Here is a 17,068-nt window from a genome sequence, read left to right as displayed (position 1 = left end):
ATGAGTCTGCTAATTGCCGATGGAGGGCACCCACATGACAGCTGAAACCAGTGCGGCCACCGAGCCAACGCCGGTTCCGTTCCGCGCCGAAGTCAAGCAGCTGCTGCACATTCTGGCGCACTCGCTGTATACCGACCGTGAGATCTTTCTACGCGAGCTGATCTCGAACGCGTCCGACGCGCTGTACCGCGTGCAGTTCGAGATGCTGACGAACCAGAATGTGCGCGACGCCGAGGCCGAGCTGGCTATTCGCATACAAGGCGACGACGCGGCCAAGACGATCACGATCACCGATACGGGCATCGGTATGACGCGCGAGGAGCTGATCGAGAACCTGGGCACGATTGCGCAGTCGAGCGCGCGCGCGCTGATGGAGCGGCTCGAGGCCGGCCAGCGCAGCGAGATCATCGGCCAGTTCGGCGTGGGCTTCTACTCGGCGTTTGTGGTGGCCGACGAGGTTACCGTGATCTCGCGCTCGTTCCGGCCCGAGGCCGAGGCCGCGCAGTGGCGGTCGCACGGCGGCGATACGTTCACCGTCGAGCCGGCCGAGCGCGCCGAGCGCGGCACCACGATTATCCTGCGCCTGAAAGACGACGCCGCCGAGTTTGCGCAGGATTGGAAGCTGCGCCAGATCATCAAGAAACACTCCGATTTCGTGGCGTGGCCGGTGTATGTCGGCGACGAGCGCGCCAACCAGCAGACGGCGCTGTGGCGCCAGCAGCCGCGCAATGTCGAGGCCGAGAAGTACCCCGAGTTCTACCGCCAGCTGACGATGGATTTCGAGGAGCCGCTGCTGCACGTGCACCTCTCGACCGACGCGCCGGTCGATCTGCATACGATCCTGTTTGTGCCGGCGCGCCGCGAGCGCGGCCTGATCGAGCGGCGGATCGAGGGCAAGATCAAGCTGTACTCGCGCAAGGTGCTGATCCAGGAAGAAGCCAAGGACCTGCTGCCCAGCTACTTCCGCTTCGTCGAGGGCGTCGTCGATAGCGAAGACTTGCCGCTGAATGTGTCGCGCGAGATGGTGCAGAGCAACCCGGTGCTGGCGCGCATCAAGAAGTCGCTCACCGGCAGGCTCACAAAAGAGCTGGGCGAGCTGGCTACGAGCGATGCCGAGAAATATGCCGCGTTCTGGAAGGAGTTCGGCGTGTTCCTGAAAGAGGGCATCGCCGTCGAGCTGAACGCGCGCACCGACCTGCTGCCGCTGCTGCGCTTCCACAGCACCAAATCTGGTGATGGCCTGACCTCGCTGGCCGAGTACAAGAGCCGCATGATCGACGGCCAGAGCGAGATCTACTACGTGATGGGCAGCGATCTCGAGAGCATCCGCCATAGCCCGCACCTCGAGGCGCTTGAAGAGCGCGGGCTCGAGGCGCTGCTGTTTGTCGAGATGATGGACGGCTTCATGCTCAGCGGGCTGCGCGAGTACGAGGGCCACAAGCTGCGCAATGTCGACGACCCGAACCTTGCATTGCCGGGCGAGGCCAAGCCTGGCGAGGTGCAGGTTTCCGACGAGCAGTTCGCGCAGCTGGTGAATGCGTTCAAACAGCAGCTTGGCGAGCGCGTGGCCAGCGTGCGCGCTTCGAATGTGCTGCGCACCAGCCCGGCGCGGCTGGTGTCGCCCGACGATGCGCCCAATCGCGAGATGGAGCGCATCCAGCGCATGCTCGAGCGCGATTTCAAGGTGCCCGCGCGGATCATCGAGCTGAACCGCGGCCACGCGCTGATCGCCGACCTGGCGCGCCTGCTCGAGGCGAGCCCATCTGACCCGCTGGCCGGCGCGCTGATCGAGCAGATCTACGAGAGCGCGCTGCTGATCGAGGGTTTGCACCCCAACCCGGCCGCTATGGTCGAGCGCATCCAGAAGCTGATGGAGGCGGCGGCCAGGCGCGGCTAGGCGCCTGTGCGCAGGAGTTGGGGCAGGTGCAGGCTGCGCAGCCGCGCTGCTTCTGGCACGCTTTCTGCTTTTGGTATACCAGGATGTTGATGCTACCGAAGGAGCAAACCGATGACTCTGGTTGGCCTGTTGCTACTTATCCTGGTCGGGGCAATCTGTGGCGGCATCGCCGAGGCGCTGGTGGGCTACAGCCCTGGCGGGTTTCTGGCGTCGGTGGCGATCGGCTTTCTGGGCGCGCTGATTGGTACATGGCTGGCGCCGCGCCTGGGTCTGCCTTCGCTGCTGCCGGTGACGATCGAGGGCTTCCGGATCGAGATCGTCTGGTCGATCCTTGGCGCGGTGATCCTGCTGGCGATCCTGAGCGCGGTGCGCCGGCCGTACTACCGCCGGCGACGCTATCGCTAGCGCCGGGCGTCGCTCCACATTTCGGAGCGTTGAATGCCGAGGGTTCGGGGGCGGCAAAGCCGCCCCCGAATTTTCCTCTCGGAGCGTTGAATGCCGAGGGTTCAGGGGCGGCAAAGCCGCCCCCGAATTTTCCTCTCGGAGCGTTGAATGCCGAGGGTTCGGGGGCGGCAAAGCCGCCCCCAAATTTTTGTTTAGCAATGCGCTGCCCGGCGAAGCCGGGCAGCGCATTGCTAAACAACCGTGATCAAATTGAGCTGGTATACGCTCTCGCGGCGGTTGAGCTACACCCTACGGAAAGAACTCGATATCGCCGAGCGGCCAGTAGCGCAGCACCACATGCCCGACGATCTGGCCGGCATTGATCGGGCCGAAGCTGCGCGAGTCCAGGCTATTCACGCGATTGTCGCCCATCATGAAATACTCATCGGCGGCGAGCGTCAGCGGCCCGCAGGTTGCGTTGCAGCTCGTGTCGATGCCGTGGATGTACGGCTCGTCGAGCGCGGCACCATTGACGAGCACCTGGCCATCGCGGATCTCGAGTGTGTCGCCGGGCAGGCCGATCACGCGTTTGATCAGCGCGTCTTCGTCGCGCGCGGGGGTACGGTAGAACACCACCACCTGGCCGCGCTGCAGGGCGAATGGCGAGCTGTGCCGTGAGTCGGCGGCGTGCGCGGTGCCTACCACCAGGTTCGACCACAGGCTGTCTAGCTTGCTTACCAGGACGCGCTGGCCTTCGTGGAATGTGGGCTCCATGCTGATCTGGTGCACTTCAAAGCGCCCGACCAGTGCCGAGAGCACCAGGAACAGCACCAGCGCCTGCACGCCGGTCCAGGCGATTTCCAAAAGCTGTGCGCCGCGCCGGGGCCGGCCTGGCTTGGATTCATCACTCAACCGCATGACTCCCTTAACACGCGCTTCATACATATGTATTCTAGCATGCTGCCTCCGTGTGCAATGGTTTCAGTTCGATCACAATACGATACGCGCCACGTCGCCGCATGCATTACGATCGGCATTCGCAATATTTGTACCAGCGGGCGTAGGAATGCATGGCGGCGCCCGGCTTCGCCACGCAGTGCAAAAAGAAGTTCGGGGGCGGCGCAGCCGCCCCCGAACCTCCACCCTACAGCAAGTGTTCGGCTGAATTTACTATTAGTGGGCTGCGGGTGTTGGCGGGGCCTCGCCGGCGGCGCCGCGCCCGGCCCAGCGGAATGGCCAGCCGGGCATGAACAGCCCGATCACAACTGCGGCCAGCGCGACATAAAATGTGAGCAGGTAGGTGCGCTCGAATCCCACCAGGTTTTCGCGGCATGCCTGCTGCACGCCCGCCAGCGCCTGCGCGCGCGCCACTGCGGGCACGCCTGGCGGCACATTCTGGTCGGCGGGCACGCCTGGCGTCTCGCACAGGCCGAACGGCGCGCTAGCGGCGCGCTGGCCGGCCTGCTCTTGGAACTGGCGGCTCTGGGCCTTCACCGCCGGTGAAAGCGCGCTGGCCAGCACGGTGGCCAGGATGGCCACGCCGAGCGACTGCACCACGAAGCGCGTGCCATTGATCAGCGACGAGCCGCGCGCCAGCGCCTGGCGCGGCACCGCCGCCAGCGCAGTGGCGAACGTGGTTTGCACCGTGAGCCCCAGCGCCGCGCCGCGCAGCGCCAGCAGCATCAGCAGCGTCGCGATCGGCGTGTCGGCCTGGATCTTCGAGAGCTGCCAGGTATTGATCGCCAGCAGCGCGAAGCCTGTGGTGATCAGCATGCGCGGGCCGATGCGGTCGTAGAGCCGCCCGGCCAGCGGCGTGATCACGCCCGAGGTGAGCGCCAGCGGCAGCAGGATAAAGCCGGTCTGTAGCGCGGTGCGCCCGCGCAGCGCCTGCAGGTACACCGGCAGCAGGAACTCGGCGCCGAACAGGCCGATCACCGTGACGTAGCCGATCAGGCTGGCGGTGAGAAAGGTGCTGTTGCCGAAGAGCCGCAGGTTCAGCAGCGGCTCTTTGGCCACAAACAGCTCGACGATCGCGAATGCGACGAGCGAGACGCCGCCGACGGCGAACCAGAGCAGCACATTCGCGGCGCCCCAGCCCTGGTCGGCGGCGACCGACGCGGCGTACAGCACCGAGCCAAAGCCCACCACCGCAGTGACCAGGCCGAGCGGGTCGAGCGCGGGGATGCGCTCGGGCCTGCGCTCGCGCAGGAAGCGCGAGGCCAGGAACACGCCCACGATGCCGATCGGGATGTTGATAAAGAAGATCCAGCGCCACACGCCCTGATCGACCAGCAGGCCGCCCATGATCGGCCCGAGCGCCGGCGCCACCACCAGCGCGATGCCGAAGATGCCGAGCGCGGTGCCTTGCTCTTTGGGCGGGAAGGTGCTGAACAGCAGCGCCGAGCCAAGCGGCTGCGCGATGCCGCCGCCGAAGCCCTGCACCGCGCGTGCCGCCACCAGCAGCCAGATGCTCGACGAGATCGTCGGCGCCAGGCCGCAGAGCAGCGAGCCGAACACAAAGGCGGCCAGGCCGCCGACATACATGCGCTTGATGCCGAAGCGATCGGCGAGAAAGCCCGACAGCGGCGTGGCAATGCCCAGCGCCAGCGTGTAGATGCTGATGATCCACTGCGCGTTGTTCAGGCTGGTGTTGTACTCGCGCCGAATCGTCTGGAATGCCACGTTCACCACCGTGGTATCCAGGATGATCATGAAGATGCCAAAGATGACCGAGATCAGCACCTTCCACTTGTAGGCCAACCGCCCCTCCGGCTGAGGCTGGGCGGGGGCCGCGCCATACGCCATGATCAGTTGCTCCTTCTTCTGCTTCTCTTCAACCTATGCGCCGGCCGCGCGCTGCGGGCGCTGCTCAGGCATTGCCTGGCTCGGCCTGGAGCGCGACCATCGCGGCGATCTCGGCGGCGGCGCCGCCGCTTTCGGGCATACCTTCGAGCAATTCGCGCACCAACGCCAACAGCAGCTGGTGCTTCTCGGCGCCCATGGCGGCGAGGCTGCGCACCAGCCCGTCGTCATCGCCCACCGGCGGCACGTCGCCAAGCAGCGCGCTGCCGCGAGCGGTAAGCTCAAGCGGCGTGCGCCGGCGGTCGCGCGGGTCGTGGCTGCGCGCCACCAGCTCGTGGCGCTCGAGACCGTCGACCGACGGCACCAGCGTGGCCGGCGCCAGCAGCAGCTTGCGGCTTAGCTCGCTAATGGTATAGCGCTGGTGGCTGAGCATGCGCAAGATCGCGTACTGCAGGGTGCTAATTGGCTGGCCATAGGCCTGCAGGCGCTGCTCGAGATCGCGCCCGACCAGCCGCGTCAGGATCGAGCAGAGGATGCGCAGCTCGAGCGCCGCGCGCTGTAGTTCGTTCATTGTTCTCGATCACTCGCGCGGACAGCACGAGCGGTAGTGCCGGGCGCTGTGCCCGGCACTACCGCTCGTGCTATCGGCAGTCGCTTCTGCGTAGCTCGTGGAAGCTAGGGATAATGCTATGTACCCTAATCATTTGCTGGCAAATTATAGACTGTGCGCGGGTGCATGTCAAGCATGTTGCGCATCTAGCCAGCCCTCGATCGCCTGTGCGTGCTTCTGGTAGTGGCGATACGACTGAAACGGCAGGATCTGCACGAGCGAGCGGCCGTTGAAGAGTGTGTGCGGCTGCGCCAGGCTGTCTTCGCCGAGCTGCGATACCGCGCTGTAGAGCGCGTCGTAGGCGCTGCGGCCGAGCGCAAGCGCCTCGGCGGGGGCGCGGCCGGCGTGCTCGTACACAAACAGGGCGTTGAGCTGCTCGCTCGGCAGCTGGTTTATGTCGCCGGGCAGCTCGGGGTGCGCGCCGCGGTAGCGCGCCAGCTCGGCGGTGTGGTATGCGTCGAGCGCGGCGACATGCGCGGCAGCGATCTGCCCGTGCTCGAGCATGTCGCGGCTGTGCGCCGCCGCGTACTCTTCGTAGGCCGTCACGTGCGCCAGCACCTCGCAGATCGACCACTCGCCGTCGACGCCTGGCACATGCATGTGCGCAAGGTCGACACGCGCAAGCACGGCTTCCCATTCCGCCCGCCCCTGCGCCAGCGCCGCCAGCAGCGTCTGCTTGTCGGTGGGTGTCTCCATTGTGGCTAGCTCCTTCTACCTGCGGCAGCAGGGTACTGTACTTTCTTTTGTGCTCAGATTACGTGGTGGGGGTTCAGGGGCGGCTTTGCCGCCCCGAAAACTTCTTTTTTTGGCAGGTCGCTGCCGCCGCCGTGGCAGCGACCTGCCAAAAAGAGTGGCTTTGGATGGCTTGCGCCCTCCAAGCCTCCCACTGGGAAGGGCAGCGCGTAAATCCTATAATTGAAAGTTTGTGTCATGATCAAGACGATCGGCGCGGCCAGGGTATTACGCGCGCCGGGAGCTGGTACAATAGGCTTCATTGGAATTAAAGGAGGAATCATGGCAATGCTATCGGGCGCGGCGCTGCTCGCGCAGATCGACCGGCTGGCGGTGCCGGCCGGGCAGCTGGCGCTGTGGTCGTTGGGGCAGGCCGGCTTTGCGCTGAAGGGCGGCGATACTGTTGCGTATATCGACCCGTACCTATCGGACTCGATCACCGAGAGCGGCGGGCCGGCGCGGCGCTTCCCGAGCCCGCTGGCGCCCGGCGCGGTGCGCCACGCCCGCGTGGTGTTCGCCACCCACGAGCACATGGACCACGCCGACGCGCCGACGCTTGGCCCGCTGATGGCCGCTTCGCCGCACGCGCTGCTGGTGACATCGCCGCAGGGCCGCGAGATCGCGCTGGCGGCCGATGTGCCCGACGAGCGCATTGTGCTGCCGCGCCTGGGCGAGCGCACGCAGCTTGGCGAGCTGGCCTACACAGCTATTCCGGCCGCGCACTATAGCTACGAGGTCGACTCGGAGGGCCGCTCGCGCTGGATGGGCTTTCTGATCGAATGGAATGGCGTGACGCTGTACCACTCGGGCGATACGATCGCCATCCCGCAGATCTTTGAGGCGCTGGCGGGCACGCCGATCGACCTTGCGCTGCTGCCGATCAACGGCCGCGACTACTTCCGCGAGCAGCAGGAGATCACCGGCAACATGTGGCCGGGCGAGGCGGCCGAGATGGCGGTGCGGCTGGGCGCGCGCGTGCTGATCGGCATCCACAACGATCTGTTTGCCGAGAATCGCGTCGGCGCGGGGATGCTGTTCGAGGAGATCGACCGCCGCGCGCCATTTCAGCGCTGCCATATGCTCGCGCCCGGCGAGCTGTACCTGTACGCGGGCTGAGCCGCTGGGGAAACGACGCACGCGCTCCCGGCTAGCCCGCAGGAACTGCTACAGAGGTATTGCCCATGAACAGCCGTCACCTGGTCGATCCCGCGCTGCTCGCGCTGCTCGACCTGCTCCCTTCCACCCCACTTACATCAGAAAGCCTGGCCACAAACCGGGCGCGCACCGCCGCGATGGTCGCGAGCATGCCCGTGCGCGAATCGCCCAACCTTACCATTCGCGAGCGCTACGTGCCCGGCCCCGCAGGCGCGCCGGATGTCCGTATTTTTCTGTACCAGCCGGCGCAGCCAGCACAGCCGACCGCTGGCATACTCTGGCTCCACGGCGGCGGCTATGTCGGCGGCAATGTCGAGCTTGAGGATGTACGCGCCCGGGCGCTGGCCGCCGAGCTTGGCTGCGTCTTGGTGTCGGTGGACTACCGCCTGGCTCCCGAGGCCACCTTTCCCGGCCCGCTCGAGGACTGCTACGCCGTACTGAGCTGGCTCTACGCCAACGCGGCAGAGCTGGGCGTCGACTCCGGCCGGCTGGCGGTTGGCGGCGGAAGCGCCGGCGGCGGCCTTGCGGCAGCGCTCGCGCTGCTTGCCCGCGACCGTGGCGAGATACCGCTTGCCTTTCAGCTGCTCATCGCCGCTATGCTCGACGATCGCACCGCCGCGCGCGACACGCCGCACCCGTACACCGGCGAGTTCATCTGGACGCGCGAGTCAAACCGCTTCGCCTGGGCGGCGCTGCTCGGCCAGGAGCCTGGCAGCAGTGGCGTATCGGCCTATGCGGCCGCCGCTCGAGCGGAGAATGTGGCGAACCTTCCGCCCGCCTTCATTGCCGTAGGCGCGCTTGACCTTTTTCTCGAGGAGAACATGGAGTATGCCCGGCGCCTGCTCTACGCCGGCGTGCCAACAGAGCTGCATGTGTACCCAGGCGCGTACCATGGGTTTCAGATGGTTCCTGCTGCGTGGATGACGCAGGCTGCCGCACGCGATCAGGTCAGCGCTGCTCGGCGGGCGCTCAAGCTGTGATACGCTGTTCGCTTGATCACGTATAGATCGTGTTGCACGACGTGGCGAAGCCACGTCGTGCAACACAATAAGAAGCTGTTTGAAAAGGGTGGTTTGGAGGACGAAGTCCCTCCAGTATCCATTGTTCTGGCGGGTGGCGGCCACATTCGTGGCCGCCACCCGCCAGAAGGAAGTGCGAGGGGCATAGCCCCTCGCGCACCCCCTTTTCAAACAGGCTCTAAGAAATTTGGGGGCGGCGAAACCGCCCCCAAACCCCCACCAATTGGTATCAATTGCTGGCAGCGCCCGCAGCGCAGGTCTATCGAGCCTTGTGCGACTGGAGGAGTGACCATGACTCAGCACCGGATCTTCGGAACGAGATTCTCAGGTGTATACCGGCTATACATTCAGAAAGCAGAGCGTAAAAACCGCACGAAAGAAGAGGTCGACCAGATCGTCTGCTGGTTGACCGGCTACAGCCAGACGGAGCTCCAGCGGCACATCGAACATGAGAGTGACTTCGAGACCTTGTTTGCCCAGGCGCCGCTGATCAATCCAAACACCGCGCTGATCAAAGGTGTAGTGTGCGGGGTGCGCGTGGAAGAGATCGAAGATCCGCTCATGCGCAATATTCGCTACCTCGATAAGCTGATTGATGAGCTTGCAAAGGGCAGGGCGCTGGACAAAATCCTGCGGCAGCCGGTCTCTTCGTAATACCCTGCCTGGCTTCGCCAGGCAGGGCATCACAAAAAGAAATTCGGGGGCGGCGAAGCCGCCCCCGAACCCCGATCCGATCACACAGCTGCCCCCGCGCACCAATGATCACGGCTCGCCTACACATTGTGTCAGCTCAGTCTACACGTTGTGTAGGCTGGTCTACATGTTCTGTAGGCTGGTCTACATGTTCTGTAGGCTGGTCTACATGTTCTGTAGACTTCTCTACATGTTGTGTAGGCTCGTCTACATGGTGTGTCAGCTCAGTCTACATGTTCTGTAGACTTCTCTACATGTTGTGTAGGCTGGTCTACATGTTCTGTAGACTTCTCTACATGTTGTGTAGGCTTGTCTACACGTTGTGTAGGCTTGTCTACACGTTGTGTAGGCTGGTCTACACAAAACTCCCGGCCCGCCGGAGTGTCTCAGCGCGCGTCGAGCAGATCGTCGACTGCGACATGGAAACCCTCCAAAAGCGCCGAGCGCGCGGTTTCGCCGCGCTTGAATACGCCATATTCGTGATAGGCCGCCTCTGTCAACCGCAGCTCCGTAATTGTCGCCTCGATTGGGTTAACGATCCAATACTCCGGGACGCCCGCCTCAGCGTAGTCCGTTTCGTGTATTGTATGCGATTTTCTGCGCGGAGTGCGGAAAACCGCATACAGAAGATGGAGCAGTACCACCTGACAGCAGCTGACGGTGCGGCGACTAGCGGCGCGCCAGCGGCAGGTAGGCCAGGTAGCGCTGCTCGACGCGGAACAGCACGCCGTTTGAGAGCCCGCCGCCCGGCGCGGGGTTGGTGACGCTGACGCTCAGCGTGGTGACTTCGTCGAGCAGGTTGGCCGGGATGCTGACGACGATCTGGCCGCTGCCGATCGACGATGGCGTGAGCGTTGTATTGCCGAACTGCACTGTTGCGCCGGCCACGAACCCCGCGCCGGTAATCGTCAGCGTCAGCGGGCCGCTGCCCACCGGCGCCGAGCGCGGGCTGATGCTTGTAATCGCCGGCACGGGGTTCTCGCCTACGTTTGTGATCGTGAAGGTGCGCGTGTTCGACTCGCCGCCTTTGGCCTGCGGGTTGACCACTTTCACGCTGGCGCTGCCGGCGCTGGCCACCAGGTTGGCCGGTATCTGCACGGTGATCTGGCTGGCCGCCGCGCTGATCGGCGCGAGGGTTGTTCCGTTCCAATCCACCGTCGCGGCGGCGTCGAAGTTGCTGCCGAGCAGCGTGAGCGTAAACGCCGGGCTGCCGGCGGTGGCCGACGCCGGGCTCAGCGCGTCGAGGGTTGGCTTTGCGACGTTGGTGATCGTGAATGTGAGCGCGTTCGACGCGCCGCCAGTCTGATCCGGGTTGACGACGCGCACGCTGGCCGAGCCGGCGCTGGCGAGCAGGCCGGCCGGCACCTTCGCCACAATCTGCTCGCCGCTCGACGCGCTGATCTGCAAGGCCGCGCCGTTCCAGTCGACAGTCGCGCTCTGGTCGAAGTTCAGCCCGTTCAGCGTGAGTGTTAGCTCGGGGCTGCCGGCGGCGGCGTTGTTCGGGCTGATGCTGCTGAGCAGCGGCGTGGTGGGAACGGAGCTGCCGACCACGGTGATCTTGCCGGTCATGCCGGTGTGGATCGAGCAGTGGTAGTTGTAGCTGCCGTTGTTGCCAAAGGTGTGCAGAAATACGTCGCCGGTGCCCAGCAGCGGCGAAACCCAATTCTCGAAGCCGTTGGGGTCGCTGATCGTGGTATGGCTGGTCGCGGCGGTGTTCTTCCAGCGCACGGTGGTGCCGGCCTGCACCACCAGGTTGGCCGGCTGAAAGGCGAAATCGACGATCGTGACGCCGGGCAGCTCGAATGCGCCAATATCGCAGCGCCCGGTTTGCGGGCGCGCCACGCCGCGCTGGTCGCTGGCCGGGCAGGCGTTGCCGCCGCTGCCCGGCGTGGCCGGGTTGCCGGCGTCGAGCGCCGGCGACACCGCCAGCGGCGCGTGGGTGCGGGTTGGGCCGCCGTTGTTCGCAAGCCCGGCGAGCAGCGCCTCCTGGTTGAGCTTGTCGCCGCTGGCGGCGGGCACCACGCAGGCGCCTGCTACGACGCCCACCAGGTTGTAGCCTTGCGAAGTGAGCGTACCCGAGCAGTCGGGCGCGGTCGCTCCGCTATTTTCGGCCAGCAGGGTGTTGCGCAGCGCCGCCGACTTACCGGCGCCGTTGAGCACGCCGCCGCCGAGGCCATTGCTGGCGCTGTTGCGCGCGATCGTGGCGCTGGCGAGCGTGGCGCCGCCGCTGTTGGCCAGCCCGCCGCCGCTGGTGGCGCTGTTGCCGCTGAGCGTGGCGTTTGTGAGCGCGAGCGTGCCGGTGTTGAAGATGCCGCCGCCATTGCCGCTGGCGCTGTTGCCACTGAGGGTGCTTTCGGCCAGGGTGAGCGGGGCGCTGCTGTACACGCCGCCGCCATTGCCGCTGGCGCTATTGCTGCTGATCGTCGTCTCGGTGATCGTCGCCGTGGCGGCCAGGCTCAGGCCGCCGCCGGCGCTGGCGCTGTTGCCGCCGATCGTGCTGGCGCCGATGCTGGTTGCGCCGGCTGCCACAATGCCGCCGCCGCTGCCGCCAGGCGCGCTGTTGCCGCTGATGCTGCTGGCGTAGAGCGTGAGCGTGCCGGCGTTGGCGATGCCGCCGCCGCCGAGCGCGCCGCTCGACGCGTTGTTGCTCACGGTGGTGCGCCAGAGCGCGAGCGTGCCGGTGTTGGCGATGCCGCCGCCGCTCGCGGCGCTATTGTTGCTCACTGTGCCGTCGCTGAACGTGAGCGTGCCCTCATTCAGGATGCCGCCGCCATTGCCGCCGGCCTGCTTGCCGCCCGCAATCGTCAGGTGGCCGAGCGTCGCCGCGACGCCGGGCAGCACGTGGATGACCCGGTCGTCCCAGCCATTGGCGACGCCGATCGTCGCTGTGCCCGAGCCGCTGATCGTCAGCGCGTCGCGGATGTCGAGGTCGCCGCTGGCCGCAAAATCCTCGCCCGCACCGGCGATCGACAGCGTGTAGCTGCCGGCGGGCACGACGATCGTATCGGCGCCGGGGTTATTGTTTGCCGCGATCAGCGCCTCGCGCAGCGAGCAGTCGGAGCTGTCGCACGCGCCGTCGATGCTATCGCTGAACTTGGTGACGAGAAAGGTAGTTGGCGCGGCCTGGGCCGCGAGCGCCGGTGCAAGCAGCGCCGTGGCCAGTAGCAGGGTGCTCAGGCGGCGCGCGCTGCGGCTAGATCGTGCGAGGAGCATGTCCATGCGATCTCCTATCGGCAGTGATTCTTCGCACAACATGCGGGCAGTGGTATTGTAGCACGAACCGGCCGCGTACGATAGCTCGCCGTACGTGGCCACAGGGCTCGTGCAACGTCGGCCCTCACCCCTACCCCCTCCCCTGTCAGGTGAGGGGTAGGGGGAAGGGTCGACAGACGTTATCCTGCTAATTGCTCGCCGTATGTGGGGTTCGGGGGCAGCGAAGCCGCCCGCGAAATTTGGCTTTGCACTGCGCTGCCCGGCAAAGCCAGGCAGCGCAGTGCAAAAGGCGGAGTTGGTATTAGCCTTCGAGCGCATCGAGCGGCGTGGGGCTAGCCGCAGGGAACTCAAGCGCAATCGCCTGCATCGGCTCGCCGTCGGTCCAGGCTAGGTGCGGGGTATCGGCGGGCCAGAGCACGGCGTAGCCCGCGTGTACGCGCTCGGCGGGCGCGCTGGCGCCGCCCACGCGCACGTAGCCGCTGCCGCCGATCACCATGAACAGGATCGGGTACTCGGCGGCGTGCTCATCGAGCGTGGCGTCGGCGTCGAAGAATAGCCCGAACACAGCCACTGGCTGGTCGAGAATAACCGGCAGGCCCTGGTAGCGCTCGGCCATATCGGCCTCGGTCATCAGGGCGGCGATTGCGGCTGGCAGCAGGATCACCGAGGCCTGCACGCCGCGCGCGCCGGGGCGCTGGATGGGATGGCTCATCTCGGTGCCGAACTGGCGGATGTCGCTCATAGGTATGGTGCTCCCTCATCATCGGCCCGATTGTACCACGATTGGCCGCGCCGCCAGCAAAAAACCTCTCCCGCAGCGCGGGAGAGGTTGCGGCCGCCAGGCTTTGGCGCGCGCTCAGGCCAGCCTGCTGCGGCCCCAGCCAAGGTACAGGCCGGCGCCGATCAGCAGCAGCGGCAGCCACACCAGCCCGCCGGCGAACAGGCCGGGCAAGCTGGCGACCGCGACGATCGTGCCGATGGCGAACAAGACCACCGCCGGGATCGCCGGCCACGCGCTCTGCTTGTTGAACAGGATCCGGCCGCCGAACAGCACCGCCATGAAGCCGAGCGCCAGGCCCCACAGCACCGACACGCCGTTGGTCATATCGGCGAAGGCCACGCCCATGCTCAGGCCGGCAAGAATGCCGCCGGGGATCAGCAGGCCGTAGATCCGCTTCCAGAACGAGAAGAACAAAAAGCAGCTGGCGATTGTCAGCAGCACCATGCCGCCTTCGTACTCGACGTGCAGCGGGCCGAGGCGCCCTAGAAACAGCAGCATGCCAACGGCGATCAGGCCCAGCGCCAGCGTGTTGTTGCGGTTGTTGGCCAGCGGCCGCGCTGGAGTGGTGTAGGAAGCAGCGCTCAGCTGCTGCGTCTGCAGGCCGGCTGAAGAGCGCTCGGCCTGGCGCGCGCGCTCGGTATCTTGCTCGGAGTAGTTGGGGTTCATGAAGCCTCCTCGCTACGAGATCGTACGTACTGCTATTTATGATGACGAATGGCCTGGCGCAAATGTTGCGGTTTGCTGACTGCGTGCTGTAAGGAGCGATCAAACAGAGCTGATTTGAGAAGCTGCCTGAAAAGGGTGGTTTGGAGGGACGAAGTCCCTCCAAATATCACTCATTCTGGCGGGTGGCGGCCGCGAATGTGGCCGCCACCTGCCAGAAGGAAGTACGAGGGGCGATGCCCCTTGCGCACCCTCTTTTCAAACAGGCTCTGAGAGTTAACAAACAGATCACACGGTGTGAAAAATATCATTGAGATCGGCGCGTGCTCGGATATGCTAACCGCACGGAAATCGAACCATACGCGGAGGGAGCACCGACATGAGCAGCGCGAACAGCCAGCAGACAGCACCGCGAATGATGATGTACTCGCAGGATGGTTTCGGCCTCGGGCATATGCGCCGCACCACATCGATCGCCAACCAGATCGTGCGCGAGCGCCCCGACGCGGCCATTCTCACAATGGCTGACTCGCGCCTTGGCCAGTTTTTCGAGACCAGCGCCAACCACGATTACCTGAAGCTGCCGTCGATCTTCAAGGCCGGCCCCGGCGACTGGCGCGCGGTGAGCTTGCCGATGCCATTCGAGGCTGTGTCGGGCATGCGCCGCGAGCTGATCCGCAGCGCGGTGATGAGCTACCAGCCGCATGTCTTGCTTGTCGACCATATGCCGCACGGCGCGATGGGCGAGCTGCTGCCGACGCTCGATGCGCTGCGCGCCAGCGGCGCGCCGACGCGGATCGTGCTGGGGCTGCGCGACATCCTCGACGCGCCCGAGGTCGTGCGGCGGCGCTGGGATGTCGAGGGCGCGTATGAGGCGATCGAGCGCTACTACGACAGCGTGCTGGTGTACGGCAAGCGCGAGGTGTTCGACCTGGCCGAGCAGTACGGCTTCTCGGCGAGCGTGCGCGAGCGCATCCAGTACACCGGGTATGTCTGCACGCCGCAGACCGCGCGCTACACCGCGCGCGCGCGCGCCAAGTACATCCCCAGCGGCGACACCCAGACGAAGCTGATCGTCGCGATGGCCGGCGGCGGCGCCGACGCCTACCCGATGATGCGCGCGATGCTCGACGCGCTGCCGGCGATCAGCGCGCAGCAGAAAGTGTACCTGGCGATTGTGGCCGGGCCGTTCATGCCGGCCGAGCAGCGCCGCGACCTTGAGGCGCGCAGCCGCGGCCTGCCGGCGCGTGTGTCGATCTCGGTGAACGACCCGATCAGCTATATCGAGGCGGCCGACCTGACGGTGGCGATGGCGGGCTACAACACCACCATGGAGATCCTGCGCTCGGGCAAGCGCGCCGTGCTGATCCCGCGCCGTGGCCCCAGCGCCGAGCAGCGGATGCGCGCGCGGCTATTCGCCGAGCGCGGCTGGGTCGAGATGATCGACCCCGACGAGCTGGAGAGCGCGAATGTGGCCGCGCAGGTGTGCGCCGCGCTCGATCGCGGCCCGCGCATGAGCGCGGAGACGCGGCCCGATGTCGATGGCATCAACGGATCGGCCAGGATGATCCTGGAGATGATGCAGTCCGCCGCCGAGGAGGCCAGTATGCTCGATACGCTCGAGCTGGGGCTGCGCCTGCCGGCGCTGACGCTGCCGGCATAGGGCGGGGCTGATTCACACGCTGTTCGCTTGATCACGTAGTGATTGTGTTGCACGACGTGGCGAAGCCACGTCGTGCAACAAAATCATAATTTGGGGGGCGGCGAAGCCGCCCACAAACCCCCACCAAAGTGTACGCCATCAAGCGAATTTGGTATAACACGAGGGACGCGGTGGGCGTTTTGCCCTTGGCAGAGCGGTACTTTTTATTCCTGGTGCCTCAATGTTGGCGTAAAGCGCCAACATTAGGGCACGAAAGATCGGCATGTTTTTTTTGGCCGGCCACGGCCCTGGTGATATGGCTAACGCTGACAAAAAGGTGTAGAATAGCGCTATCTGCAGCCTGCACTCATAATGCTTAGGAGTTACGCACTTGCGTGACTCGGCTTCCCCAAGGTACGAGATTGAGCCTGCGGCAGCATGGTACTGGTTCACCTTCTGTATGCAATTTTCCGCGCGGAGCGTGGAAAATTGCATACGATGCGGAAAGAGTACCGCTCTGCCGAAGGCTGAGAGCGCCAAGTAAGCCCTATATGCTACTCAATGGGGGGACGATGAGCCAGCAATTTTCGTTCGACCCACAGCTGCCCGCGCTGCCGCTTGCGTTTGATCTTGACGCAGTGGCGCGCCTGTTTGCCGAGCACTGGCCGGCAGAGTCGGCCGGCCCGATCAGCATAGGCAAGATCAAGCTGCAGGATACCAAGTACCAGCCGCACGCGCGCTGCGTCACCACCTACGCGCTGAGCGCCGAGCGGCCAGGCGCCCCCGCCGAGCCGACGATCGGCGTGCTCGAGATCACGCCCGACGGCGCGCACCACCGCTTGTATACCGACGACCCTCATCTGCCGTGGATGGCCGAGGCCACCAGCCCCGATGCGATGCGCGCGCGCTTCGCCACGCTGCTGCCGGAAACTACGATCAACGGCTGCACGATCGCGCCGGTGCGCTACCGGCCAGGCGTGCGCTGCGTGTTTCGCTACGACCTCGACACCAGCGCCGGGCCGCAGACATTCTTTGGCAAGCTGCTGCGAGAGGGCGGCGAGCAATCGCTGGCGACGATCACCGCGCTGCACGATGCGCGCGAGCGCAACCCAGGCATGCCGCGCGTGCTGCCGCCGCTGGCCTACTGGCCCGACGCTCACCTGCTGCTCCAGGATGAGGTGCAGGGCGGCGCCGAGCTGAACGACCTGGCCTTCGACCCCAAAGAAGACGCCGGGCTGCGCGAGCGCTGGCTGCGCGATGCCGGCGCGCGCCTGGCGGGGCTGCACGGCTGCGCCGAAGTGCCTGGCCCGCCGCGCACCATGGCCGACGACCTCGACGAGCTGCGCGAGTACACTGCGCCAATGGCCGCCGTGAACCCGGCGCTGGCCGACCAGTACGCCGCCGCCGTCGAGCGAGTCGCCGCGCTGGCCGCCGAAGCCGCCGAGCCGCCAGCCAGCGCCGGCCACGGCGCGTTTCG

15 protein-coding genes are annotated in these 17,068 nt (G+C 65.7%); 7 read left to right on the top strand and 8 right to left on the bottom strand.

Annotated features, from left to right (window positions below):
• The first annotated feature begins 34 nt into the window (after window positions 1-34).
• Window positions 35-1,897, top strand: a complete 1,863-nt coding sequence (gene htpG / locus U0177_RS11635; protein ID WP_409570797.1) for a molecular chaperone HtpG — start codon at window positions 35-37, stop codon at window positions 1,895-1,897.
• Window positions 1,898-2,008: 111 nt separating this feature from the next.
• On the top strand, window positions 2,009-2,302 hold the full coding sequence (locus tag U0177_RS11630) for a GlsB/YeaQ/YmgE family stress response membrane protein (protein ID WP_409570796.1): 294 nt from the start codon (window positions 2,009-2,011) through the stop codon (window positions 2,300-2,302).
• A 288-nt stretch (window positions 2,303-2,590) separates the two neighbouring features.
• Here the strand turns inward: U0177_RS11630 and lepB are convergent, their stop codons facing one another.
• From lepB to U0177_RS11610, 4 genes are all read right to left on the bottom strand, one after another.
• Entirely contained in the window at window positions 2,591-3,145 is a 555-nt protein-coding gene (gene lepB / locus U0177_RS11625; RefSeq protein ID WP_409570795.1) for a signal peptidase I, read from the bottom strand.
• 309 nt (window positions 3,146-3,454) lie between these two features.
• Window positions 3,455-5,086 carry a DHA2 family efflux MFS transporter permease subunit gene (locus tag U0177_RS11620; protein ID WP_409570794.1) on the bottom strand — a complete coding sequence of 544 codons (1,632 nt, stop codon included), beginning with the start codon at window positions 5,084-5,086 and terminating at the stop codon, window positions 3,455-3,457.
• A 64-nt stretch (window positions 5,087-5,150) separates the two neighbouring features.
• On the bottom strand, window positions 5,151-5,654 hold the full coding sequence (locus U0177_RS11615; protein ID WP_409570793.1) for a MarR family winged helix-turn-helix transcriptional regulator: 504 nt from the start codon (window positions 5,652-5,654) through the stop codon (window positions 5,151-5,153).
• Between the two features lie 168 nt (window positions 5,655-5,822).
• Window positions 5,823-6,389, bottom strand: a complete 567-nt coding sequence (locus U0177_RS11610; protein ID WP_409570792.1) for a DinB family protein — start codon at window positions 6,387-6,389, stop codon at window positions 5,823-5,825.
• A 318-nt stretch (window positions 6,390-6,707) separates the two neighbouring features.
• Here U0177_RS11610 and U0177_RS11605 point away from each other — a divergent pair, with 318 nt between their 5' ends.
• From U0177_RS11605 to U0177_RS11595, 3 genes are all read left to right on the top strand, one after another.
• Window positions 6,708-7,541: an MBL fold metallo-hydrolase gene (locus U0177_RS11605; RefSeq protein ID WP_409570791.1), complete on the top strand. Its 834-nt coding sequence runs from the start codon at window positions 6,708-6,710 to the stop codon at window positions 7,539-7,541.
• A gap of 65 nt (window positions 7,542-7,606) precedes the next feature.
• Window positions 7,607-8,560: an alpha/beta hydrolase gene (locus U0177_RS11600; protein WP_409570790.1), complete on the top strand. Its 954-nt coding sequence runs from the start codon at window positions 7,607-7,609 to the stop codon at window positions 8,558-8,560.
• 330 nt (window positions 8,561-8,890) lie between these two features.
• Window positions 8,891-9,253 (top strand): DUF2200 domain-containing protein, encoded by a 363-nt coding sequence (locus tag U0177_RS11595; RefSeq protein ID WP_409570789.1) that lies wholly within the window; start codon window positions 8,891-8,893, stop codon window positions 9,251-9,253.
• Between the two features lie 425 nt (window positions 9,254-9,678).
• Here the strand turns inward: U0177_RS11595 and U0177_RS11590 are convergent, their stop codons facing one another.
• The 4 genes from U0177_RS11590 to U0177_RS11575 all read right to left on the bottom strand — a co-directional run bounded on the left by U0177_RS11590 (window position 9,679) and on the right by U0177_RS11575 (window position 13,952).
• Window positions 9,679-9,936 carry a Uma2 family endonuclease gene (locus tag U0177_RS11590; protein ID WP_409570788.1) on the bottom strand — a complete coding sequence of 86 codons (258 nt, stop codon included), beginning with the start codon at window positions 9,934-9,936 and terminating at the stop codon, window positions 9,679-9,681.
• Window positions 9,937-9,961: 25 nt separating this feature from the next.
• A complete protein-coding gene (locus tag U0177_RS11585; RefSeq protein WP_409570787.1) occupies window positions 9,962-12,511 on the bottom strand; it encodes an IPT/TIG domain-containing protein in 2,550 nt (849 codons plus the stop codon).
• Window positions 12,512-12,806: 295 nt separating this feature from the next.
• The gene (locus U0177_RS11580; RefSeq protein WP_409570786.1) at window positions 12,807-13,247 is read right to left on the bottom strand and encodes a cupin domain-containing protein; all 441 of its coding nucleotides are present in this window, start codon (window positions 13,245-13,247) and stop codon (window positions 12,807-12,809) included.
• A gap of 114 nt (window positions 13,248-13,361) precedes the next feature.
• Window positions 13,362-13,952: a hypothetical protein gene (locus tag U0177_RS11575; RefSeq protein WP_409570785.1), complete on the bottom strand. Its 591-nt coding sequence runs from the start codon at window positions 13,950-13,952 to the stop codon at window positions 13,362-13,364.
• A 376-nt stretch (window positions 13,953-14,328) separates the two neighbouring features.
• On the opposite strand from U0177_RS11575, the gene U0177_RS11570 reads away from it, so the two are divergent.
• The gene (locus U0177_RS11570; protein ID WP_409570784.1) at window positions 14,329-15,612 is read left to right on the top strand and encodes a glycosyltransferase family protein; all 1,284 of its coding nucleotides are present in this window, start codon (window positions 14,329-14,331) and stop codon (window positions 15,610-15,612) included.
• A 551-nt stretch (window positions 15,613-16,163) separates the two neighbouring features.
• Window positions 16,164-17,068: hypothetical protein (locus U0177_RS11565; protein WP_409570783.1), on the top strand; the 905-nt coding region annotated here is incomplete at its 3' end.

The organism is Kouleothrix sp. (assembly GCF_046328425.1).
GTDB lineage: Bacteria > Chloroflexota > Chloroflexia > Chloroflexales > Roseiflexaceae > Kouleothrix.
Note: the sequence above shows the minus strand (reverse complement) of the source record. Positions and strands in the feature narration are given on the sequence as shown.

Excerpts from the sequence above, each read along its gene's own strand:
- htpG (WP_409570797.1), top strand. The coding sequence starts at position 35 with ATGACAGCTGAAACCAGTGCGGCCACCGAGCCAACGCCGGTTCCGTTC.
- U0177_RS11630 (WP_409570796.1), top strand. The coding sequence starts at position 2,009 with ATGACTCTGGTTGGCCTGTTGCTACTTATCCTGGTCGGGGCAATCTGT.
- U0177_RS11620 (WP_409570794.1), bottom strand. The coding sequence starts at position 5,086 with ATGGCGTATGGCGCGGCCCCCGCCCAGCCTCAGCCGGAGGGGCGGTTG.
- U0177_RS11615 (WP_409570793.1), bottom strand. The coding sequence starts at position 5,654 with ATGAACGAACTACAGCGCGCGGCGCTCGAGCTGCGCATCCTCTGCTCG.
- U0177_RS11610 (WP_409570792.1), bottom strand. The coding sequence starts at position 6,389 with ATGGAGACACCCACCGACAAGCAGACGCTGCTGGCGGCGCTGGCGCAG.
- U0177_RS11605 (WP_409570791.1), top strand. The coding sequence starts at position 6,708 with ATGGCAATGCTATCGGGCGCGGCGCTGCTCGCGCAGATCGACCGGCTG.
- U0177_RS11600 (WP_409570790.1), top strand. The coding sequence starts at position 7,607 with ATGAACAGCCGTCACCTGGTCGATCCCGCGCTGCTCGCGCTGCTCGAC.
- U0177_RS11595 (WP_409570789.1), top strand. The coding sequence starts at position 8,891 with ATGACTCAGCACCGGATCTTCGGAACGAGATTCTCAGGTGTATACCGG.
- U0177_RS11585 (WP_409570787.1), bottom strand. The coding sequence starts at position 12,511 with ATGGACATGCTCCTCGCACGATCTAGCCGCAGCGCGCGCCGCCTGAGC.
- U0177_RS11580 (WP_409570786.1), bottom strand. The coding sequence starts at position 13,247 with ATGAGCGACATCCGCCAGTTCGGCACCGAGATGAGCCATCCCATCCAG.
- U0177_RS11575 (WP_409570785.1), bottom strand. The coding sequence starts at position 13,952 with ATGAACCCCAACTACTCCGAGCAAGATACCGAGCGCGCGCGCCAGGCC.
- U0177_RS11570 (WP_409570784.1), top strand. The coding sequence starts at position 14,329 with ATGAGCAGCGCGAACAGCCAGCAGACAGCACCGCGAATGATGATGTAC.